Source organism: Miltoncostaea marina (assembly GCF_018141525.1).
Classification (GTDB): domain Bacteria; phylum Actinomycetota; class Thermoleophilia; order Miltoncostaeales; family Miltoncostaeaceae; genus Miltoncostaea; species Miltoncostaea marina.
On the sequence record NZ_CP064655.1, the window covers coordinates 3,281,092 to 3,301,932 of the forward strand.

The 20,841-nt window shown below is 77.5% G+C and carries 21 protein-coding genes; 10 read left to right on the plus strand and 11 right to left on the minus strand.

What is annotated here, in order from left to right:
- Positions 1-14: 14 nt before the first annotated feature.
- Both ITJ85_RS16560 and ITJ85_RS16565 read right to left on the minus strand, forming a co-directional pair.
- Positions 15-1,379 (minus strand): pyridoxal phosphate-dependent aminotransferase, encoded by a 1,365-nt coding sequence (locus ITJ85_RS16560; RefSeq protein WP_217914211.1) that lies wholly within the window; start codon positions 1,377-1,379, stop codon positions 15-17.
- Positions 1,376-2,302: a carbamate kinase gene (locus ITJ85_RS16565; protein WP_217914212.1), complete on the minus strand. Its 927-nt coding sequence runs from the start codon at positions 2,300-2,302 to the stop codon at positions 1,376-1,378. The genes ITJ85_RS16560 and ITJ85_RS16565 overlap by 4 nt, the downstream gene beginning before the upstream one ends.
- Positions 2,303-2,491: 189 nt before the next feature.
- On the opposite strand from ITJ85_RS16565, the gene ITJ85_RS16570 reads away from it, so the two are divergent.
- The 6 genes from ITJ85_RS16570 to ITJ85_RS16595 are packed head-to-tail and all read left to right on the plus strand — an operon-like array spanning position 2,492 to position 8,148.
- Complete coding sequence (locus ITJ85_RS16570; RefSeq protein WP_343233038.1) at positions 2,492-2,959, plus strand: MSMEG_0572/Sll0783 family nitrogen starvation response protein; 468 nt, start codon at positions 2,492-2,494, stop codon at positions 2,957-2,959.
- A gap of 28 nt (positions 2,960-2,987) precedes the next feature.
- Positions 2,988-3,614: a hypothetical protein gene (locus tag ITJ85_RS16575; protein ID WP_217914214.1), complete on the plus strand. Its 627-nt coding sequence runs from the start codon at positions 2,988-2,990 to the stop codon at positions 3,612-3,614.
- A 14-nt stretch (positions 3,615-3,628) separates the two neighbouring features.
- Positions 3,629-4,492 (plus strand): amidohydrolase family protein, encoded by an 864-nt coding sequence (locus ITJ85_RS16580; protein WP_217914215.1) that lies wholly within the window; start codon positions 3,629-3,631, stop codon positions 4,490-4,492.
- Positions 4,489-5,637 (plus strand): MSMEG_0568 family radical SAM protein, encoded by a 1,149-nt coding sequence (locus ITJ85_RS16585; RefSeq protein WP_217914216.1) that lies wholly within the window; start codon positions 4,489-4,491, stop codon positions 5,635-5,637. The genes ITJ85_RS16580 and ITJ85_RS16585 overlap by 4 nt, the downstream gene beginning before the upstream one ends.
- On the plus strand, positions 5,637-6,137 hold the full coding sequence (locus ITJ85_RS16590; protein WP_217914217.1) for an MSMEG_0567/Sll0786 family nitrogen starvation N-acetyltransferase: 501 nt from the start codon (positions 5,637-5,639) through the stop codon (positions 6,135-6,137). The genes ITJ85_RS16585 and ITJ85_RS16590 overlap by 1 nt, the downstream gene beginning before the upstream one ends.
- A gap of 31 nt (positions 6,138-6,168) precedes the next feature.
- On the plus strand, positions 6,169-8,148 hold the full coding sequence (locus tag ITJ85_RS16595) for a hypothetical protein (RefSeq protein WP_217914218.1): 1,980 nt from the start codon (positions 6,169-6,171) through the stop codon (positions 8,146-8,148).
- Here the strand turns inward: ITJ85_RS16595 and ITJ85_RS16600 are convergent.
- Positions 8,105-9,067 carry an AIR synthase related protein gene (locus ITJ85_RS16600; RefSeq protein WP_217914219.1) on the minus strand — a complete coding sequence of 321 codons (963 nt, stop codon included), beginning with the start codon at positions 9,065-9,067 and terminating at the stop codon, positions 8,105-8,107. The genes ITJ85_RS16595 and ITJ85_RS16600 overlap by 44 nt on opposite strands.
- A gap of 4 nt (positions 9,068-9,071) precedes the next feature.
- Here ITJ85_RS16600 and ITJ85_RS16605 point away from each other — a divergent pair, with 4 nt between their 5' ends.
- The gene (locus ITJ85_RS16605; RefSeq protein WP_217914220.1) at positions 9,072-10,457 is read left to right on the plus strand and encodes a YlbE family protein; all 1,386 of its coding nucleotides are present in this window, start codon (positions 9,072-9,074) and stop codon (positions 10,455-10,457) included.
- 71 nt (positions 10,458-10,528) lie between these two features.
- Positions 10,529-11,236, plus strand: coding sequence for a class I SAM-dependent methyltransferase (locus tag ITJ85_RS16610; RefSeq protein WP_217914221.1), 708 nt, complete (start codon positions 10,529-10,531; stop codon positions 11,234-11,236).
- Positions 11,237-11,276: 40 nt separating this feature from the next.
- Here the strand turns inward: ITJ85_RS16610 and rfbB are convergent, their stop codons facing one another.
- From rfbB to ITJ85_RS16625, 3 genes are read right to left on the minus strand one after another with little or no spacing between them, the layout of a single operon-like run.
- Positions 11,277-12,269, minus strand: a complete 993-nt coding sequence (rfbB, locus tag ITJ85_RS16615; RefSeq protein ID WP_246496289.1) for a dTDP-glucose 4,6-dehydratase — start codon at positions 12,267-12,269, stop codon at positions 11,277-11,279.
- Positions 12,269-13,093 carry a dTDP-4-dehydrorhamnose reductase gene (gene rfbD, locus ITJ85_RS16620; RefSeq protein ID WP_217914223.1) on the minus strand — a complete coding sequence of 275 codons (825 nt, stop codon included), beginning with the start codon at positions 13,091-13,093 and terminating at the stop codon, positions 12,269-12,271. Before rfbD ends, rfbB begins: the two co-directional genes overlap by 1 nt.
- A complete protein-coding gene (locus tag ITJ85_RS16625; protein WP_343233039.1) occupies positions 13,090-14,151 on the minus strand; it encodes a glucose-1-phosphate thymidylyltransferase in 1,062 nt (353 codons plus the stop codon). Before ITJ85_RS16625 ends, rfbD begins: the two co-directional genes overlap by 4 nt.
- Positions 14,152-14,226: 75 nt before the next feature.
- Between ITJ85_RS16625 and ITJ85_RS16630 the strand changes: the two genes are divergently transcribed.
- Both ITJ85_RS16630 and ITJ85_RS16635 read left to right on the plus strand, forming a co-directional pair.
- Positions 14,227-15,177 (plus strand): glucosyl-3-phosphoglycerate synthase, encoded by a 951-nt coding sequence (locus ITJ85_RS16630; protein ID WP_217914225.1) that lies wholly within the window; start codon positions 14,227-14,229, stop codon positions 15,175-15,177.
- Positions 15,174-15,935 carry an HAD family hydrolase gene (locus tag ITJ85_RS16635; RefSeq protein WP_217914226.1) on the plus strand — a complete coding sequence of 254 codons (762 nt, stop codon included), beginning with the start codon at positions 15,174-15,176 and terminating at the stop codon, positions 15,933-15,935. Before ITJ85_RS16630 ends, ITJ85_RS16635 begins: the two co-directional genes overlap by 4 nt.
- On the opposite strand, the gene ITJ85_RS16640 is transcribed toward ITJ85_RS16635, so the two are convergent.
- From ITJ85_RS16640 to ITJ85_RS16660, 5 genes are all read right to left on the minus strand, one after another.
- Positions 15,922-16,227 carry a hypothetical protein gene (locus ITJ85_RS16640; protein WP_217914227.1) on the minus strand — a complete coding sequence of 102 codons (306 nt, stop codon included), beginning with the start codon at positions 16,225-16,227 and terminating at the stop codon, positions 15,922-15,924. The genes ITJ85_RS16635 and ITJ85_RS16640 overlap by 14 nt on opposite strands.
- Positions 16,228-16,335: 108 nt before the next feature.
- A complete protein-coding gene (locus ITJ85_RS16645) occupies positions 16,336-17,484 on the minus strand; it encodes a glycerate kinase family protein (protein WP_217914228.1) in 1,149 nt (382 codons plus the stop codon).
- Positions 17,481-18,347, minus strand: a complete 867-nt coding sequence (locus ITJ85_RS16650; RefSeq protein ID WP_217914229.1) for an SDR family NAD(P)-dependent oxidoreductase — start codon at positions 18,345-18,347, stop codon at positions 17,481-17,483. The genes ITJ85_RS16645 and ITJ85_RS16650 overlap by 4 nt, the downstream gene beginning before the upstream one ends.
- Entirely contained in the window at positions 18,344-20,122 is a 1,779-nt protein-coding gene (locus ITJ85_RS17465) for a sensor histidine kinase (protein WP_217914230.1), read from the minus strand. Before ITJ85_RS17465 ends, ITJ85_RS16650 begins: the two co-directional genes overlap by 4 nt.
- Positions 20,119-20,814 (minus strand): response regulator transcription factor, encoded by a 696-nt coding sequence (locus ITJ85_RS16660; RefSeq protein WP_217914231.1) that lies wholly within the window; start codon positions 20,812-20,814, stop codon positions 20,119-20,121. Before ITJ85_RS16660 ends, ITJ85_RS17465 begins: the two co-directional genes overlap by 4 nt.
- Positions 20,815-20,841: the final 27 nt, after the last annotated feature.

The following is a 20,841-nucleotide window of genomic DNA, read 5'->3' on the forward strand; positions in this document are numbered from 1 at the left end:
CCGGGCCGGTCCGCCTACGCCGTCCCGCCGCGCTCCACGATGGCGGCGATGCGCCGGCCGCGCTCGGTGCCGTACGACAGGAACAGGTCCCGGACCGCCTCGCGGTAGGCGCCCGAGGCGGCCTCCTCGATCGCGCCGGGGAGGGCGTCGGCGAAGCGCTCGACCGCCGACGGGTCGGGGTCGCTCAGGTTGACCCGGATCGTGGTGGTGGCGCCGACCTCGCCCAGCCCGTCGCCCGGGTACACGGCCACCTTGCGCCGGCAGAGCGCCACGGTCAGCTCCTGCGCGCTCGCGCCGGCGCCCGACACGTCGAGCACGCACGAGAAGCCGTACTCGGGGTCGATGACCGGCGTCGCGACCCGCCGCACGGCCGCGAGGTTGCGCCGGATCACCTCCTCGCCGGCCGCGAGGTGGCCGCGGTCCGCGAGCGCGGCCGCGGCGCCCACCTGGGCGACGCGGTTCGTGTTGAGCCGCACGGCGGCGATCTTCACCTGCAGGCAGGCGCGCACGAGGGCGGGGTCGCCGCCGAGGGCGCCGATGCGCGCGCCCGCCATGCCGTAGCCGTGGGCGAGCCCGCTGGACACGAGCAGGGTGGCGCCGGGGTGCTCCGCCTGGACCGCCGCCACGTGGTGGTGCCGCGCCGCGGGGTCGACCCGGTGGGCCGAGTGGGTCGTGTCGGCCAGCAGCACGATGCCGCGCTCGGCCGACAGGCGCAGCAGCGCGGCGAGCTCGTCGCGCCGCTGGACGGTCCCGAACGGGTTGACCGGGTCGCAGACCACGACCATCTTCGTGCGCGGCGTGACCGCGGCGGCGACCTCGTCGGGGTCGAGCCGCCAGCCGTTGCCGGGGCCGAGGCGCACCCAGACCGGCACCCCGCCGGCCAGCCGCAGGGCGGGGACGAAGTGGAAGTAGCCGGGGTCGGTGACGATGACCTCGTCGCCCGGGTCGACGCAGGCCAGCGCCGCGTAGCCCACGCCGGCCTGCGCGCCCTCGGTGCCGATGACGTCGAAGCCGTCGTCGCGCGCGCGGCCGAGCAGCTCGGTCGCCATGAGGTCGCGCAGGCCGGCGTCGAGGTCGGGCGAGTAGGGCCCCACGTGCTCGGCGTCGACCGCCGCCCGCATCGCCTCGAGGGCGCGCGGCGACGGGCCGATGTGGTTGGCCATCCAGCCCAGGTCGGCCCACTCGCGCCGGTCGAGGTGGATCGCCCCGTCGCGGTAGACGTCGGCCGGGTCCCAGCCGAGGATCCGGTAGGCGTCGCGGTAGGTCATGTAGTTGCCGAAGCCCTGCGGGTCCTCGAGCAGGGCCCGGGCCCGCGCGGAGGCGAGCGGCACGTCGGCCGCCGCGGGCGGCCGCCAGGTGAGCACGGAGCGCCGGCTCACAGGGCCACGATCCGGGTGCCCGCGCGCCCGGCCAGCGCGTCCTCGACGCGCTCGAGCGAGGTCACCACGGCCGCCCCGCCGCTCGCCTCGGCGAACCGGGCGGCCGCGTCGATCTTCGGCCCCATGCTGCCGGGCGGGAACTGCCCGTCGGCCAGGTGGGCGCGCGCCTCGGCCACGGTCATCGAGGCCACCGGCCGCTCGTCGGGCGTGCCGAAGTCGAGCAGCACGTGGTCGACGCCGGTCACCAGCAGCAGCGTGGTGGCGCCCACGAGGCCGCCCACGAGCGCGGCCGCGAGGTCCTTGTCGATGACCGCATCGACCCCCGCCAGGCCCTCGCCGTCGCGCACCACCGGCACGCCGCCGCCGCCGCAGGCCACCACGACCTCGCCGGCCTCAAGCAGGCGGGCGATCTCGGGCGCCTCCACGATCTCCACGGGGTCGGGCGACGGCACGACGCGCCGCCAGCCGCGCCCCGAGTCCTCGGCCACCGCCCAGCCGCGGGCGTCGGCCAGGCGCCGGGCGCGGCCCTCGGGGAAGAAGGGCCCGATCGGCTTCGTGGGCCGCCCGAACGCCGCGTCGGACCGGTCGACCACGACCTGGGTCATCACCGCGGCCACCGAGCGGGGGGCGCCCTCGGCGGCGAGCGCGTCGCCGACCGCCTGGGCGAGCAGGTAGCCGAGCTGCCCCTGGGTCATGGCGCCGAGGGCGAACAGCGGCTGCGGCGGCACCTCGCGCGCCACGGCCTCCTGCGCCATGGCGAGGGCGCCCACCTGCGGGCCGTTGCCGTGCACGATGAGCAGGCGCGCGCCGCCGGCGACGATGCGGGCCGCGTGGACCGCGACCTCGCGCGCCCGGGCCATCTGGCCGTCGAAGTCGCCGAGCCCCGCGGGCGCGAGCGCGTTGCCGCCGATCGCCAGAACCACCGTCTCGTCCAGAACCGCTCCCTCCGCCGGTCCAGAGTCCCGCGTGTGATCTTCGTCACATCGGCCGCTTGCGCGGAGTGCTCGGGGTGGGCAAGGATCGTACCTTCCTGACAGCGGGTCGTCCGAAGCGGATCCGACGCCCCGCGTGCCCACATTCCGGGAGGAGCGAGCGTGGCGAAGATCGAGGGGATGAAGCCCGAGGCCGGCCAGGAGCTCTACGACGTCTCCGAGAAGGTGTTTCCGGACATCAAGGCCGAGCCGGGCGAGGAGGCGTGGATCTTCATGCACACCGTGCCCTACGAGGGCTCGGTCGGCCTGGTCAACCTGCTGACGGCGACGCGCCTGGGCCGCAAGGGCTTCCAGGTCAACCTGGTGCTCTACGGGCCCGGCGTGCTGATGGCGTCCGGCACCCGTGGATACCCGGCCGTCGGCCAGGAGGCCTTCCCGGGCCACATGGCGATCAACAACCAGCTCAAGACGCTCCTCTCCGAGGGCGCGAACATCTACGCCTGCCGGTTCGCCATGGGCGCGCTCTACGGGTTCCGCGAGGACGACCTCATCGAGGGCGTCAAGGCGTTCAACCCGCTGGACGTGCTCGACTCGGCCCTGACCGCCTGGCGCAACAAGGCCTTCCAGCTCAACACCTGGACGGTCTGACGGGTCACCCGCGGAGCGCAACGCGCCGGTGACCGACCGGGAGGAGACCCTCCGGCGGTGGCGATCGGGTGAGCAGCGGCTCTACCCGGTCGCCACCACCCGGCCGGACCTCTACAAGTCGGTCATCGGCGTGGTGCGCGCCGTGGCGGACCACCTCGCCGCGGTGCCGGACCTCGACGCGCTGCTCACGACGTTCCGGAACACCGACCGCGACGCGGAGCTCGACGCGGCCGGCGTCTCCCGGCTCGACCTCTCGCCCGAGATCGACCTCGACATGGTGCGCGACGCCGCCTACCAGGTGCGCGCCCGCGAGCTGGAGGTGCGGGCCTCCGCCGAGCGCACCGAGACCGCCATCCGGCGGGCCCGGGCGGCCGGCGAGCCGACGGCGGTCATCTGGGCCGAGGGCGAGCGCGACCTCTGGCCGCCCTACCGGCGGGTGGAGATGTCGCTCGCGACCGGGCGCGCCGTGGCGGTGACCACGGAGATGGACCCCGACACGATGATGCCCCGCTACGCGGTCGAGAGCCTCGAGCTCGATCCCGAGACGGGGGCGGTCGCCTCCGACGAGGTGCTCGCCCCGCGGCGCGAGTTCACCGACCCCGAGGAGTGGCGCGCGGCCGCCGCGGAGCTGCGCCGCACACTGCTGAACCCCTAGACGACGGGAGCGACGTGCCTCTTCCCGAAGGAATCAAGCGCAACGTCATCGACGGCCACAGCCACATCGGCGAGATCGAGGCCTGGCCGTTCTACGGTATCGACTACCCCGTGAAGCCGATCGTCTACGACTTCCCGCGGACGAAGGACTTCATCAAGTTCATGGACAAGTACGGCATCGAGCGCAGCCTCGCGATGTCGAACTACGGCATCCCCAAGCCGGAGCAGCCCTTCTCGCTGAACCCGGTCGTGATGGAGGCCGCCACGTCCAGCGACCGCATCCGCGGCCTGCTGTGGGTGTCGTTCCTGCCGCGCGACCGCGAGCACACCCTCGAGGCGCTCAAGCACTGCGGCGAGGCCGGGATCATCGGGCTCAAGACGACGTTCCTGCTGGGCGGCAACCCCAACCCGGCCGAGTGGGACGAGGAGACCAAGCAGCTCGCGGACATGTGCTTCGACGCCTGCGAGAAGCACGACTACGTCTTCCACTTCCACACCTCGCCCGGCGGCGCGAGCGACATCAACAACTTCATCCCGATGGTCGAGGAGTACGGGAAGCGCTGCAAGATCCACCTCGTGCACTTCGGCGGGGGCGTCAGCGGGCACATCAAGCTGGTGCCGAAGTTCCTGCAGTGGGTGCGCGACGGCTACAAGGTGTACACCGACACCTCGTGGGCGGTCGGCTTCGGCGCCCGCTGGCTGCTGGTGGAGATCGAGAAGCAGGGCGTGGGCGGCGACCGGGTGATCTTCGGCTCCGACGAGCCCTGGTCCGACTTCATGAGCGAGTACTGGAAGGTGGAGGGCGCCCCGGTCTCGGAGGAGCTCAAGCGCATGGTCTTCCGGGACAACTTCGAGAAGCTCCACGGGGCGCACTGGTGAGCACCACCGCCGGCCGGCCCGACCTGCGCACGCTGGCGGTCGAGCTCCAGTCGCTGGGCGTCCGCACGACCCACGCCGACGAGGGCCCCGGCGCCACGCGCGCCGGGGGCGCCGGCCCCTCGGACGCGGGCTTCATGTGGATGGACGGCACGCCGCTCACGGTGCCCGTGCACGGCGACTACGTGGCCTCCTCGCCCTACGAGCTGGTCATGACCGGCTCCGGTCGCGCGGGCACCCTCATGCGCGACGGCGTGGAGATCGGACCGGTGCGCCTGCACCCGCGACCGAAGATCTACGACCTCCAGACGGCCGACGGGATCCCGTACTGGAAGATCGCGCTCATGCACCTGGACAGCCTCGCGTCCACGGTCATGCAGCGCTGCGTGTACTGGGGCACCCACGAGCAGTGCCACTTCTGCGCCATCGGCACCTCGCTCGCCAACGGCCGCACGATCCCCACCAAGACGCCCGCGCTGCTGGCCGAGGTCGCCGAGGCGGCGGCGCGCCTCGACGGCGCGAAGGACGTGACGCTCACCACCGGGTCGCCGAACCGCGACGACCGCGGCGCCTCGTACATGGCCCGCTGCGCCGAGGCCATCCGCGAGGCGAGCGGGCTGCCCGTGCAGGTGCAGCTCGAGCCGCCGTCCGACTTCGGCTGGTTCGCCCGCCTCAAGGACAGCGGCGTCGAGGCGCTCGGCCTGCACCTGGAGGTGTGGGACGACGAGGTGCTGGCGCGCGTCGCCCCCGGCAAGCACGCCCAGGGGCGCGACCGCTACCTCGCGGCGTGGGAGGCGGCGGTCGGGGTGTTCGGCCCCGGCCAGGTGTCGACGTACTTCATCCTCGGCCTCGGCGAGACGCCGGAGTCGGTGATGGAGGGCTGCCGGGCCGCCATCGACCGCGGCGTCTACCCGTTCGTGGTGCCCCTGCGGCCCGCGCCGGGGAGCATCGTGGCCGACGGCGTGCCGCCCTCGGCCGAGTACGTGCGCGAGGTCTACGAGCAGGTGGCGCCGCTGCTGGCGGAGGCCGGGATGATGAGCCAGGACGCGCGCGCCGGCTGCGTGCGCTGCCAGGCCTGCTCCGCCCTCAGCACCTTCGAGCGGGCCTTCGGCGGCGGCCGGGACGGCGTGCCCGCCCAGGGGGCGTAGTGCGCGGGGGCGGCCTGGACGTGCGGGTCGCCCGCGACGGCGAGGACCTCGCGGCCCACCACCGGGTGCGGCGCGCGGTCTTCGTCGAGGAGCAGGCCGTGTTCGAGGGCGACGACCGCGACGCGTGGGACGACCACGCCGTCAAGGTGGTCGCCGAGCTCGACGGCGAGGTGGTGGGCGCCGTGCGCCTCTACCCCCTCGACGAGGCCGGCCTGTGGAAGGGCGACCGCCTGGCAGTGCTGCCGGCCGCGCGGCCGCGCCGGGTGGGCGCACCGCTCGTGCGCTTCGCCGTGCGCACCGCCGGCGAGCTCGGCGGCTCGCGGATGATCGCGCTCATCCAGCGCCGCAACGTCCCGTTCTTCCAGCACCTGGGCTGGACGACGATCGGCGGCGCGGCCGACTTCCGCGGCCGCAGCCACCAGGAGATGACGATCGCCCTGGCCGGGGCGGCACCGGGCTTCGCACCCGCGGGCTACCGCTGGGCGCTCGGCGGCGCGTAGCCTCCCGGCACCGTCCGTCCCGGAGGCGCCCGTGCAGCACCCCAGAACCGGCCCCGTCCCGCGCGCCCGCGCCGTGGCGGCCGCGGCCGTCGCCGCCGCCGCGCTCGCCGCGCCGGCCGGGGGCGCGGCGGCGCCCGCCGTGCTGCCGCCGGCCGACCTCTCCGCGCCCGGAGCGACCGTGGGCGACGCCGTCGCCGCGCTCGACGGCGCGGGCGCGGCCACCGTGGTGTGGGAGCGCCGGGCCGGCGACGCGACCTCGGTCGTGGCCGCGACGCGCGCGCCGGGCGGCGCGTGGGGCGCGCCCGCTCCGCTCTCGGCCGCCGGCCGCCGCGCCGGCTCGCCCGCCGTGGCGGTCGCGCCCGACGGGGGCGCCGTGGCGGTGTGGCGCCGCGACGACGGCGGCGGCCGGGCGACGATCGAGGCGGCGGTCCGGCCGGCGGGCGGGGCCTTCGGCGCCCCCGTCGCCCTGTCCGCGCCCGACGCCCTCGGCGCGCTACGGCCGCGCGTGGCCATCGCGCCCTCGGGCGCGGCGGCGGCGGCCTGGCTGCGCTTCGACGGCCAGCACACCCTCGTGGAGGTCGCGACCCGTCCCCCGGGCGGCGCCTTCGGCGCGCCCCGCACGGTGTCGGCGCCCGGGGCGGACGCCCTCGCGCCCGCCGTGGCGGTCGACGGCGCGGGGCGCGCGACGGTGGCCTGGAACCGCGCGGACGGCGCGGGCTCCGTCGTGCAGGTCGCGCGCGGCGACGGGGCGGCGGGCTTCACCGCGCCGGCCGACGCCTCGCGCCCGGGCGCGACGGCCTTCGGCGCCGCGGTGGGCGTCGCGCCGTCGGGCGCCGGCGTGCTCCTGTGGAGCGAGGTCGCCGCCGACGGGGCGACCGTGGTGGTGACGACGCCGCTCGGCGCCGACGGCGGTCCGGGGGCGCCGGCGACGATCTCGCCCGAGGGCGACGCGTCGACGGCGCAGGTCGCGGTCGACGGCGCGGGTCGCGCGATCGCCACCTGGCGGCTGCAGGCCGGGGGGCGCAGCGTCGTGCAGGCGGCCGAGCGCCCGGCCGGCGGCGCGTGGGGGGCGCCCGTGGACCTGTCGGCGCCCGGCGTGCCCGCCGCCGACCCGCGTCCCGCCCTGGACGCGGCCGGGCGCGCCGCGATCACCTGGCGCCGCGCCGACGGCGCCGACCCGCGCGTGCAGCTGGCCGTCCGCGAGCCCGGCGCGACGTGGGGCGCGCCGTCCGACGTCTCCGCCCGCGGGGCGGTCGTCGCGGGGCCGGTCGTGGCGCTCGACGGCGCCGGCAACGGCCTGGTCGTGTGGCGGCGCGCGCTGGGCGCGGACGACGTGGTCCAGGCCGCCGGCCTCGACGGCGCGCCCCCGGTCGTGGAGGAGCTGGCCGTGCCGGCCGCGGGCGCCGCCGGGGCGGCCCTCACCCTGCGCGTGCGGGCGCGGGACGTGTGGTCGCCGCTCGACGAGCCGGTCTGGGACGTGCCGTCGGCCACGCTCACCGGCGCGTCGGTGGTGCACGCGTTCGCCGCCGGCCGCCACCGGGTGCGCGTGCGCGTGGCCGACGCGCTCGGCAACGCGACGACCGCCGAGGGCGCGGTGACCGTCGTCGCCGCGACGCGGCCGCAGACGGCGGCGAGCGCCCCGGTGCGCCGCCAGACCGCCGTGGCGCCCCGCGCCAGGCGGTCTCCCCTGCTGCGGGCGAGCCTGCGGCTGGTGCGTCGGGGGCAGCGGGTCGAGCTGCGGGTGCGCGGGCGCGCCGGCAGCGCCCTCGCCGGGCGGCGGCTGATCGTGGAGCGCCGCGCCGGCCGCGCGAAGGCCCCGCGGCCGCTGTGCCGCGTGCTCGTGCGCCGCTCCGGGGCGTTCGACGGCCGCTGCCGGGTGGAGCGCCTGGTGCGCGGCGGGCAGGTGCTGCGGGTGCGGGTGCGCGCCGGCTCGACGCGCGCCACGCGGGCCCGGGCGCTGCCCTGGGTCAGCCGCCGGGCGGCCCCGGCCGGTCGGCCCGCAGACCGGTGAGCGGCTCGGCCGCGAGGTCCCACACCGGCTCCTCGCGGCCGCCCGCGGCCAGCCGCAGCCGCCCGGAGTCGTCGAGCGTGCCCACCCGGGCGGCGGTGAGGCCGGCCGCGGCGGCGCGCGCCGCGAGCGCCGCCGGGTCGCCGACCACCAGGAACCCGTAGGACGGGAAGGTCAGGAGCCAGCGCTCGAGCGGCACGCCGGGGGGCGCCGGCAGCGCGTCGAGGTCGAGGGCGCAGCCCAGGCCGCCCGCGCTCTCGCACAGCTGCAGCAGCGAGCCGGCCACGCCCGGCATCGAGACGTCGCGCGCGGCCCACGCGTCGCCCGCCTCGGCGATCGCCGCCAGCAGCAGCAGGTCGTCGCCGGCGCGGGCGGCCCGGGGGCCGCGCAGGTGGCTGAAGAAGTCGCCCTCCTCGCCCGGCAGCATCTCGCCCTCGAGGCAGACCAGCAGCGTGACGGCGTCGCCCGGCGCGGCGTTGCGCGCCGACAGCGGCGCGCGCGCGCGGCCGACCGCGAACGTGGCGAGCGCCGGCGCCAGCCCGGGCGCCACGGTGGCGTGGCCGCCGACCACCGGCACGCCGTAGCGCTCGGCCCCGCCGCGCAGGCCGTCGAGCAGCGCGTCCGCGGCGTCCGGCGCGCCCGCGACCAGGCAGTCGAGCAGGGCCACCGGGCGGGCGCCCGTGGCCGCGAGGTCGTTGAGCACCGTGACCACGCCCGCCACCCCCGCGGCCCGCGGCTGGGCGGCGACGAACGCCGGGTGGATCGCCTCGGCCGCCAGCACCAGCTCGCCCGCGCCGTCGCCGGGCAGCACGGCCGCGTCGTCGCCGTCGCCGCCCAGCGCACGGGCCACGGCGGCAAGGTCGCGCTTGCCCCGCAGACCGGGGTGGCCGTTCACGAGCCGTGCCAGAGCCGGTAGGTTCATCCCAGTGAGCCTACGGATCGCCACAGCGGGCCTCGACCTGATGGCCGAGGCGCTTCGCGCCCAGGGCGCCGCGGTGACGGCGGTCGACTGGCGGCCGCCCGGCGGCGGCGACCCGGACGCGGTCGCGACCCTGACCGCCGCCTACGGCGACGCCCGCATCGACGAGGCCAACGCCCGGGCGGTCGAGCGCCTGCAGGCGGCCCGCCCGGCGATCGTCGGCGCCGGCCGCGCCGACGAGCTGATCCCCGGGCTGGAGGGCCGCCTCGTCCTGCACGCCGGGCCGCCGGTGGAGTGGGAGCGGATGTGCGCGCCGCAGCGCAACGCCGTGTGCGGGGCGATCGTGCTCGAGGGGTGGGCGGACTCGCTCGAGGAGGCCGCGCCGATGGTCGCCCGCGGGGACGTGCGCATCGCCCCCGCGCACTCGCTGAACGCCGCCGGCGCGATGTGCGGCGTCATCTCGCCGTCGATGGCGGTCTGGGCGGCGCGCGACGAGGTGGGCGGCGGGGTGGGCTACAGCCCGTTCTGCGACGGCCCGGGCGAGGCCTTCTGGCTGGGCGTCGGCTCGCCCGAGGCGATCCGCCGCCAGCGGATCATGGCGGAGGAGATCGCGCCGGGGTTCGCCGCCGCGCTGCGCGCCGAGGGCCCGATCGACGCCTTCGCCCTGTGCGCCCAGGGCATCGCGATGGGCGACGACTGCCACATGCGCCACCAGGCCACGACCATGCTGCTGCTGCGCCAGACGCTGCCGGCCATGGCCGAGCACGCGCCGGCCGCGGTGCTGCCCACGGCGCGGATGCTGGCCGGCAACGGCCACTTCGCCCTCACGGTGACGATCGCGGCGGCCCGCGCGGCGCTGATGGGCATCCAGGGCACGCCGGCCTCGAGCGTGGTGGTCTTCATCAGCCGCAACGGCACCGACGCGGCGGTGCAGCTGGCCGGGCTGCCCGACCGCTGGTTCACCACGCCGGCGCCGCTCGTGGGCGACCCGCTCTACCGGCCGGGGTTCTCCGACGCCGACGCGGCCCCCGACATCGGCGACTCGGCGCTCGTGGAGTGCTGCGGCCTCGGCGCCGCCGCCAGCGCCGCCAGCCCGGGCGTCGCCGCCTTCCTCGGCGGCGGCCTGCAGGACGCGGTGGAGCGCACGCGCCAGATGGAGGACATCTGCCTGTCGCGCAGCGAGCGCCTGCGCATCCCCACGCTCGACGGCGAGGGCACCCCGCTCGGCGTGGACGCCCGCGCCTGCGCCGACCTCGGCAGCACGCCGCTCATCAACACCGGCATCCTGCACCGGGTGGACGGCGGGCAGATCGGCGCCGGCATCGCGCGCACGCCGCTCGAGCCGATCCGCGACGGCCTCGCCGCCCTGGTGGAGCACCTGGGGCCCGCCTGAGCGCGCACCGCGAGTGGGACGCGCAGGCCTACCAGCGCGTCTCGGGGCCCCAGGCGGCGTGGGGCGAGCGGGTGGTCGGGCGCATCCGGCTGCGCGGCGACGAGGACGCGCTCGACGCGGGCTGCGGCACCGGGCGCATCACGCGCCTGCTGGCCGGGCGGCTGCCGCGCGGCACCGTGCTGGCGGTCGACGCCTCCGAGCGGATGGCCGAGGAGGCGACCCGGCGGCTGGCCGACCTCGCCCCCCGGGTGCGGGTGCGCCGCGCCGACCTCACGACCCTGGAGCTCGACGAGCCGGTCGACCTCGTGGTCTCGACGGCCACCTTCCACTGGATCCTCGACCACGAGGGGCTGTTCCAGCGCCTGCACGCCGCCCTGCGCCCCGGCGGGCGCCTCGTGGCCCAGTGCGGCGGCGCGGGCAACATCGCCGCCACGCTCGACGCGGCGCGCGAGGTGGCCGGTCGCGAGCCGTATGCGGCGGCGCTCGCCGGCATGCCGGAGGACTGGCTGTTCGCCGCCCCGGGGGAGACCGAGGCGCGCCTGCGCCGGGCCGGCTTCGCCGAGGCGCGCGCGTGGCTCGAGGAGGCGCCGGCGGTCTTCCCCGACGTGGCGGCCGGCGCGGAGTTCCTCGCCACGGTGGTGCTGCGCACCCACCTGCCGCGGCTGACCGCGGAGGCCGGCCGCGCCTACGCGCGCGAGGTGGCCGAGGCGCGGGCGGGGCGCGACGGCCGGGTGGTGATCGACTACGTGCGCCTCAACATGGAGGCGCGCCGGGGCTGACGGGGGCGCCGGCGGGCCCCGGAGCGCTCCCGGCCCGCCGTCAGCGGGTCCCGTACTGCTCCTCGTAGTACCGGCGGTACTCGCCGCTCTTGATGGGCTCCCACCAGGCTCGGTTGTCGCGGTACCACGCGACGGTCGCGGCGAGCGCCTCCTCGAACGAGTGGCGCGGCTCCCAGCCGAGCCCCCGCAGGCGGGCCGTGTCGAGCGCGTAGCGGCGGTCGTGCCCCGGGCGGTCGGCGACGTGGCGCACCAGCGAGGCGTCGCGTCCTGTCAGCTCGAGGATGCGGCGGGTGATGCCGAGGTTGGCCTCCTCGTTGCCGCCGCCGACGTTGTAGACCTCGCCGGCGACGCCCTGGTCGAGCACGGCCCAGATGCCCTCGCAGTGGTCGTCCACGAAGATCCAGTCGCGCACCTGCATGCCGTCGCCGTAGACCGGCAGCTCCAGGCCGTCGAGCGCGTTGGTGACGAACAGGGGGATCAGCTTCTCGGGGTACTGCCGCGGCCCGAACGTGTTCGAGCCGCGGGTGATGACCGCGTCGAGGCCGAAGGTGCGGTGCCAGGCGAGCACCTGCAGGTCGCCGCCGGCCTTCGAGGCCGAGTACGGGCTCGACGGCGCGAGCGGGTCGGTCTCGTGGAAGGCCCCCGACCGGATCGAGCCGTAGACCTCGTCGGTGGACACCTGCACGAAGCGCCCCACGTCGGCGCGGCGGGCGGCGTCGAGCAGCACCGCCGTGCCCACCACGTCGGTCGTGATGAAGTCGGCCGGCGACAGGATGGAGCGGTCGACGTGGCTCTCGGCCGCGAAGTTGACCACCGCGTCGGCGCCGCGGATGGCGTCGGCGACCGCGTCCGCGTCGGCGATGTCGGCGTGCACGAAGGTGTAGCCCGGGTGGTCCGCGACGTCGGCGACGTTCTCCGGGTTGCCCGCGTACGTCAGCTTGTCGAGGTTCACCACGGCCGCGCCGCGCGCCAGCGCGAGTCGCACGAACGCCGAGCCGATGAACCCGCAGCCGCCGGTGACGAGCAGCTTCATCACGTCCCCCTGATGTAGTCGTGGAGCGCCTCCCGCCACGGGCGCAGGCGCGGCGCGCCGGGGCGGGCCGAGCGGAGCGCCGAGCACGCCGGCCGGGGCGCCGGCCGGCCGAGCTCGGCGGTGGTCTGGGGCCGCACCGCGCAGGCGATGCCCGCCTCCTCGAAGACGGCCCGGGCGAGGCCCGCCCAGGTCACCGCGCCCGCCCCGGCCGTGTGGTAGACGCCGGCCGGCAGCGCGAGGAGGGCCTCGAGCGCGGGCGCGAGGTCGGCGGTCCAGGTGGGCGAGCCGGTCTGGTCGTCGACCACCGCGACCTCGTCGCGCTCGGCGCCCAGGCGGCGCATGGTGTCGACGAAGTTGCGCCCGCCCGCCCCGTAGAGCCAGGCGGTGCGCGCCACCCGCACGCCGCCCGGGTGGGCGGCCGCGGCGGCCCGCTCGCCGGCCAGCTTCGTGCGGCCGTAGGCGCCGAGCGGGGCCGGCGCGGCGTCCTCGTCGTACGGCGCCCCGGCCCGGCCGTCGAAGACGTAGTCGGTCGAGGGGAGCACCATCGCCGCCCCGGCGGCGGCGGCGGCGGCGGCCACGTTGCGCGCGCCGAGCTCGTTGACCGCGGCGGCCTCCGCCTCGCGCGCCTCGGCGCCGTCGACGTCGGTCCAGGCCGCGAGGTGGAAGACCGCCTCCGGGCGGACCTCCCGGGCGCACGCCCTCACCGCGCCGGCGTCGGTCACGTCGACGTCCAGGTCGACCGCGGTCACCTCGTGCCGGCCGTCCAGGTGGGCGAGCAGGTCGCGGCCCAGCATCCCGGCCGCGCCGGTCACCAGCACCCTCACAGCAGGCCGATGGTGGACGAGTCGCCCACCATGAACCGGTACGCCCGCGGCTTCTCGCCCGTGCGCCGGATCGTCACGCCCCGGCCGATGAGGGAGCTCTCCACGCGGGCGTCGATCTCCTCCACGCGGCTGTCCTCCAGCAGGATGGAGTGCTCGACCTCGGCGCGGCGCACGACCACCCGGTCCGAGATCGCGGTGTACGGGCCGATGTAGGCGTCCTCGATGAGCGCCCCGGCGCCGATCACCGCCGGCCCGCGGATGGACGAGCGCACCACCCGGGCGCCGGCCTCGATCACGATGCGCCCCTCGAGGGCGGCGTCGACCAGCTCGCCCTCGACGCGCGGCTCGATCACCTCGAGGATGAGGCGGTTGGCCTCCAGCATGTCGTCGATGCGGCCGGTGTCCTTCCACCAGCCGGTCACCTCGTGCGGCTCCACGGCCAGGCCGCGGTCGATCATGTGCTGGATCGCGTCGGTGATCTCGAGCTCGCCGCGGCCGGACGGGCGGATCGCCTTCGCCGAGTCCATGATCGCCGGGCTGAACATGTAGACGCCCACGAGCGCCAGGTCGGACACCGGCTCGCGCGGCTTCTCCACCAGCCGCACCACGCGGCCGTCGCGCAGCTCGGCGACGCCGTACGACTGGGGGTCGGACACGCGCTGCAGCAGGATCATCGCGTCGCTGGTGCCCGCCCGGAACCGCTCGACGAGCTCCGTGATGCCGTCGCGCAGCAGGTTGTCGCCCAGGTACATGACGAAGGGCGACCCGTCGAGGAACTCCTCGGCGGTCAGCACGGCGTGCGCGAGCCCGAGCGGGGCCGCCTGGCGGATGTAGGTGGCGCGGATGCCGAGCGCGGAGCCGTCGCCGACGGCGGCCTCGATCTCGGCGTGCGTGTCGCCGACCACGATGCCGACGTCCGTCACGCCCGCGTCGCGCAGCGCCTCCAGGCCGTAGAAGAGCACGGGCCTGTTCGCCACCGGCACGAGCTGCTTGGCGCTGGTGTGCGTGATCGGGCGCAGGCGCGTGCCCGCGCCCCCCGAGAGCACGAGGCCCTTCAGCGTGGCGCCCACGGGCGTGACCCTACCAGCGGCGGCCGGGGGGTCGGTTGGCGGCCGCCCGGGTACGATGGCCGCGTGGAGAGGGACGAGTGGCTCGCGCGGCGCACCTACCGGGGGGCGGACTTCGACCCCGAGCGCCTCGCGCACACGGCCACCCGCGACGGCGTCAGCATCTCGGTGTGTCTGCCGGCCCTCAACGAGGCGGCGACGATCGGCGAGATCGTCACGCGCATCCGCGAGCGCCTGGTGGAGGAGGTGCCGCTCGTCGGCGAGATCGTGGTCATGAACAGCCGCAGCACCGACGCCACCGAGGCGGTCGCCCTCGAGGCCGGCGCGCGGGTGGTGGACGACGATCGCGTGCTGCCCGAGGCCGGGCCCGGGCACGGCAAGGGCGAGGCCATGTGGAAGAGCCTCGCCGTGCTCGGCGGCGACCTCATCGTGTGGCTCGACTCCGACGTGGTCGACTTCGACACCGGGTTCGTCACCGGCCTGGTGGGCCCGCTGCTCGCCGACCCCGAGGTGGGCTACGTGAAGGGCCTCTACCGGCGCAGCCTCGGCGACGACGCCGACGGCGGCGGCCGGGTCACGGAGATCTGCGCCCGGCCGCTCATCAACCTGTTCCACCCGGAGCTGGCCGGCTTCGCGCAGCCCCTCTCCGGCGAGGCCGCCGGGCGGCGCGACCTGCTGCGCTCGGTGCCCTTCTTCACCGGGTACGCGGTCGAGATCGGCCTGCTCATCGACCTCGTCCGGGTGGCCGGGCTCGGCGCGCTCGCCCAGGTCGACCTGGGGCGCCGCCACCACACCAACCAGCCGACGGCCGCCCTCGGCGCGATGGCCTCCACCATCCACCAGGCGGTGCTGCGGCGGCTGGCCGAGGCGGGGCGGCTGCCCGAGGGCGTCGACGGGGACGGCCGCTACGCGCGCCCGGTGCGGCAGGACGGCCGGCTGGTGATGACCGAGACCGTCACGCGGCCGCAGGAGCGCCCGCCGATGCGCGACCTGCTGTCGTCGTCGGTCCGGGCGTGAGCGGCGTGCCGCGCCGTGTCGTCTACCTCGACCTCGACGGGACCCTCCTCGGCCCCGGCGGGTCGATGCTGCGCAACGCGGACGGCCGCTTCTCGGTCGCCTCGGTGCGGGCGCTGGAGCTGCTGCACGGGGCGGGCGTGCCGATCGTGCTGGTCAGCGGCCGCAGCCGCCCGCGGCTGGAGGCCGTCGCGTCCCTGCTGGGGGCGGCCGGGGTGCTGCCGGAGATGGGCGCCACCGACGCCGGCTACCCCACCGCGCCGGGGCAGACGGTGCACGAGGCGATCGAGGCCAGCGGCGTGCCGGCCGCGCTGCGCGAGGCCGAGCCCGGCCTGGCGCCCCACCCGCTCGCGGCGTGGGGGCGGGAGGGCAGCCACGTGATGCTCGGCCGCGCCGGCCCGGACGCGCCCGCGCTCGTGGAGCGCCTGAGCCGCGGCGCCCTGCGCCTGGCCGACAACGGCGAGATCGGCACGGACGGCGCCCACGTGTACCACCTGCTGCCGGCCGGGGCGAGCAAGGCCGCCGCGGTCGAGCGCGACGTGGCCGCGCGCGGCGCCGATCCTGCGGCCTGCCTGGCCGTGGGCGACAGCCGGCAGGACCTCGACGTGGGACGGGTCGTGGGCGCCGTGGCGATCGTGGCCAACGGCGCCGCCGCCGACCCGGAGATCGCGGCCCGGGCCGCCTGGGTGACCCGCGGCGCCTACGGCGAGGGCGTGCTCGAGGCCGTCGAGGCCTGGCTCGGGGGCGCTACGGGAGCGTGACGGACGGCATGGGGACGGGCCGCGCGCACTCGCGCGCCACCCCCTGCCAGCTGCGCACCGCCGCGCGCGCGCGCCGCACCCGCGGGCGCGGCGCCGTGGTGCGCCGGGCCTGGGCGAGCACCCGGTGGGCCGTGCGCGCCGTGGGGCAGCGCCCCCACTGCGCCGCCATCGCGTCCGCGCGGGCCACGAGCCGATCGCCGGGGGCCGGGGCGCCGTGGCCAGGGGCGCCGGCGGCGAGCGCGGGCGTCAGCGCGGCGAGGGCGGTGAGGGCGATGGCGAGCGCGGTGCGCATGCGGCGGGGTCCTCCCGGGCGGGGCGTCGTTCCGTGACGCCACCGAGGGTGCCGTCGACGGGCGCCGGCGCCCCGGGGCGCGCGGGGGGTCCGCTCCCCCCCGGCCGTTCAGTCCGCGGCCGCCCCCCGGCCGGCGGCCCACACCCCGGCGACGGCCGCGCCGGCGGCGGCGAGGTCGCGCTCCGTCGCCTCCAGGGCGTCCGGCAGCGGCAGCGGGCCGCGGCCGATCGCGAGCGCCGCGGCGAAGCCCGCGCGCCGCACCGCCCCGGGACCGAGCGCCACCTGGCCGCAGAGCGCCACGCAGGGCACGCCGGCCGCGCGGCACGCCGCGGCGACCGCGGCCGGCGCCTTGCCCGCGAGCGAGGTCTCGTCGAGGCGGCCCTCGCCGGTCACGCACAGCGCCGCGCCCTCCAGCCGGCGCCCGAAGTCGAGGGCCTCCAGCACCAGGGCGGCGCCGGGGGTGAGCTGCGCGCCGAGCAGGGCGGCGAGGCCGCCCGCCGCGCCGCCCGCCGCCCCCGCCCCGGGCAGGGCCTGCAGGTCGGCGCCGGTCGCCTCCCGCACCACGGCCGCCAGCGCCGCCAGGCCGGCGTCGAGGCGCTCCACGGCGGCCGGGCCGGCGCCCTTCTGCGGGCCGAACACCCGGGCGGCGCCGCGCGGGCCGTGGAACGGGTTGTCGACGTCGCAGGCCACCTGGACGACCGTGTCGTCCAGGCGCGGGTCGCGCCCGCTCAGGTCGAGGCGCGCCACGCGGGCCATGTCGGCGCCGCGCCCCTCCAGCTCGCGGCCCTCGGCGTCCAGCGCGCGCACGCCGAGGGCGCGGGCGAGGCCGAGGCCGCCGTCGGTCGTGGCGCTGCCCCCGAGCCCCACGACGATGCGGCGCGCGCCGAGGTCCAGCGCCGCGCGGATGAGCTCGCCGGTGCCGCGGGTCGTGGTCGCCTCGGGGTCGCGCTCGGCGTCGGTGAGCCGCTCGAAGCCGGAGGCCTGGGCCAGCTCCACGACGGCGATCGCGTTGGGCAGCTCGCCGAGGGCGGCCTCGACCGGCCTGCCGAGCGGGTCGGCCACCGTCAGCGCCCGCCGCCGGCCGCCCGCGGCGCTCACCAGCGCGTCGAGCGTGCCCTCGCCGCCGTCGGCCACCGGCACCTGCACGGTGGCGACGCGCGGCGCCGCCAGGCGCACGCCGGCCGCCACCGCGCGGGTGGCCGCCCCGGCCGCCAGCGCGCCCTTGAAGGGCGCCATGGCGACCGCGACCGTGGTCACCGGGTGCGGGCGGGGCGCCGCCGGGGCCAGTCCAGGCGCAGGAAGGCCACCAGGTCGTCGTGCCAGGCGGCGTCGTCGGGCGCCGCCGTGCGCCCCCCGTACAGCTCGTCCGCGTCGGAGCCCACGGGCACGCGGAAGGGGCCCTCGCCGTCCGCCGCGGCGACGACGGCGCGCGCGACCTCGTCGGCCGGGGTGGGGTTGCGCTCGCGCCAGGCGGCGAAGCCGGCGCGCAGCCCGCTCAGCAGCGGCGCGTAGGGCCCCTCGCCGCGCGGCGCGCGGCCGGTGGGCCGGGTGGCGCGCGGGAAGTCGGTGTCGACCATGCCCGGCTCGACGGAGGCGACCCGGACCCCGAACGGCCGGCACTCCACGGCGAGCGCCTCGGCAGCGGCCAGCAGCGCGTACTTCGACGCGTGGTACATGCCGACGAGCGGGTTGGAGATGCGCGAGCCCACCGACGACACGAAGACCACCGTGCCGCCGCCGGCCTCGCGCATCGCCGGGAGGGCGGCCTGCACGGTCGCCACGGCGCCGAACAGGTTGGTCTCGAACATCGCCCGGACCTCGTCGAGGTCGACCTCCTCGATCGCCCCCATCACCGCGTAGCCCGCGTTGCTGACCACGCAGTCCAGCGCGCCGCCGGCGACCCGCTCGGCCTCGGCGACCGCCTCGCGCACGCTCGCCGCGTCGGTGACGTCGAGGCGCGCGACGTGCACCCCCTGCCGCCCGGCGTACGCCTCGCGCGCCGCCGCGACGTCGCGCACCCCGGCGACGACCCGCCAGCCGTCGTCGGCGAAGCGCTCGACGGCGGCGCGGCCGATGCCGCGCCCTGCGCCGGTGACGAGGACGGTGCGGGGTGCGCTCACGGGGCGAAGGCTACCCGGCGCGCACGCGCGCGGAGCGGCAGCCGCACCGTGAACGCGCTGCCCTCGCCGAGCCGCGACTCGAGGGCGATCGACCCGCCGTGCGCCTGCGCCAGGCCGCGGGCGATCGCCAGGCCGAGCCCCGCGCTGCGACCCTCCCGCGAGCCGTCGGCCCGGTAGAAGCGGTCGAACACGAAGGGCTGGTCGTCGTCGGCGATGCCCTCGCCGGTGTCGCGCACGGTGAGGGTGGCCTCGCCGCCCTCGCGGCCCACGACGACGTCGACCCGCCCGCCGGACGGCGTGTGGCGCTGCGCGTTGTCGAGCAGGATCAGCAGGATCTGCTCGACGCGGGCCGGGTCGACCTCGGCCACGGCCTCGCCGGCGGGGGCACGCGTCACGGCCAGGGTGACGCCCTCGCGCGCGGCGAGCGCGATGCGGGGGCCGGCGACCACCTCGGCGACGTCGCTCAGGTCGACCCGCTGCAGCTCGAGCGGCACCGCGCCCGCGTCGAGGCGGGCGAGCTGCAGCTGCTCCTCCACCAGCCGCTCCAGGCGCGAGGTCTCCCGCGTCATGGCGGCGACGAACTCACGGCGGTGGCGTTCGTCGACGCCGTCCTCCAGCAGCTCGAGGAAGCCCTTCAGCGCCGCGATCGGCGTCTTGAGCTCGTGCGAGACGTTGGCGACCAGGTCGCGGCGCGCCCGCTCCAGGCGCCGCTGCTCGGTGACGTCGCGCAGGGTGATGACGGTGCCGCCGGCCGGGTCGTCGGCCAGCGCGACGACGTGCACCTCCAGCTCGGCGCCGTCCGGCAGCGCCACGACGCGCCCCTCCGCCGGCGGGGGCGCGCCCGCCCGCGCGGCGAGCACGGCGTCCACGACCGGGGCCGGCAGGTCCTCGAGGCGCGCCGCGCCCTCCTGCTCGGGCAGCCGCAGCAGGCGCGTCGCGGCCTCGTTTGCGACGGTCACGGCGCCGTCGCCGCCCACCGTGAGCACGCCCTCGGCGAGCGAGCCGATCAGCGCTCGGTCGCGGTCGCGCTCGCCGCGCAGCTGGTCGACGAGCGACTGCAGCCGCGCCGCCATGCCGTTGAGGCCCTCGCCCAGGGTGACGAGCTCCTCGGGCGCCAGGCGGGCCCGCGGCGCACGGGCGGTGAGGTCGCCGGCGGCCAGCGCGGCCGACGTGCCGGCCAGGCGCCGGATGCGCCCGCCCAGGACGTTGGCCAGCGCGACCCCCGCCAGCGCGGCGAGCCCCAGCACGACCGCCATGGCGATGATCACGCGCCGGCGCACGATCGCAAGCTCGGGGGCGAGCCCGGTCACCGCGCGGGCGGCCGACACGGTGCCGCCGCCGCCGAGCCCGCCGTCGATCTCCGCGGCGGCCGCCACCACGGTGTCCTCGCGCAGCACGGTCGCGCGCCCGGGGACCAGCGCCGGCCCCTCGTCGAGGAGCGGGGTGCGCACCGGCGCCCGCACGTCGATCGCGACCCCGCCGGCGCCCACCGGGCCGGCGTAGCGCACGCGCACCTCGGCGCCGGTCTCGCCGCGCAGCCGGGCCGCGAGGGCGCGCAGGCGCGCCTCGGCCGGCAGGCCGCCCTCCGCGTCGGCGGCGGTGCGGGCCACCGCGGCCTGGAGCGCCTGGGCGTCGCGCTTGGCGCGGTCGCTGCGGGCGCTCGACTCGAGCGTGGGGAGCACCACCAGCAGCACCGACAGGCTCGCCGCCATGCCCACGGCGAGCAGGGCCCCCACGAGCCAGCCCTGCAGCCCGAGCGCGCGGCCGCGGCTCACCCCCGCGCGTCCTCCCCGCCGAAGGCGTAGCCCACCCCGCGCACCGTGCGGATCAGGACGGGCGCCGAGGCGTCCTCCTCCACCTTCTGGCGCAGGTGGCGCACGTGCACGTCAACGCTGCGCAGGTCCCCGTAGAAGGTGCCCTTCCACAGGTGGTTCATCAGCTCCTCGCGGGTGAACACCCGGCGCGGCGAGGAGGCCAGCTTGTGGAGGATCTCGAACTCCGAGTAGGTCAGCTCGATCTCATGGCCGTCGCGGGTGACGGTGCGCGAGACGGCGTCGATCTCGAGGCCGCCGGCGCGCAGCGGCGCCGAGCGGTCGGGCTCGAGGCGGGCGCGGCGCAGGTTGGCCCGCACGCGCGAGACCAGCTCGCGCGGCGAGAACGGCTTCGTGACGTAGTCGTCGGCCCCGAGCTCGAGCCCGAGCACCTTGTCGAGCTCCTCCCCGCGGGCCGACAGGATGATGATCGGCGTGCCGCGCTCGGCGCGGATGCGCCGGCACACCTCCAGGCCGTCCATGCCGGGCAGCATCACGTCGAGCACCACCAGGTCGACCGGCTCGCGCTCGATCAGCTCGAGCGCCTCGTCGCCGCGGCCGGCCCCGATCACGGCGAAGCCGGCGTCGCGCAGCGCGTACTCCACGATGGTGCGGATGGACTGCTCGTCCTCGACGACCAGGATCCGGTCGGACATGGGGGCTCCTCCCGCCTCACGGCGATC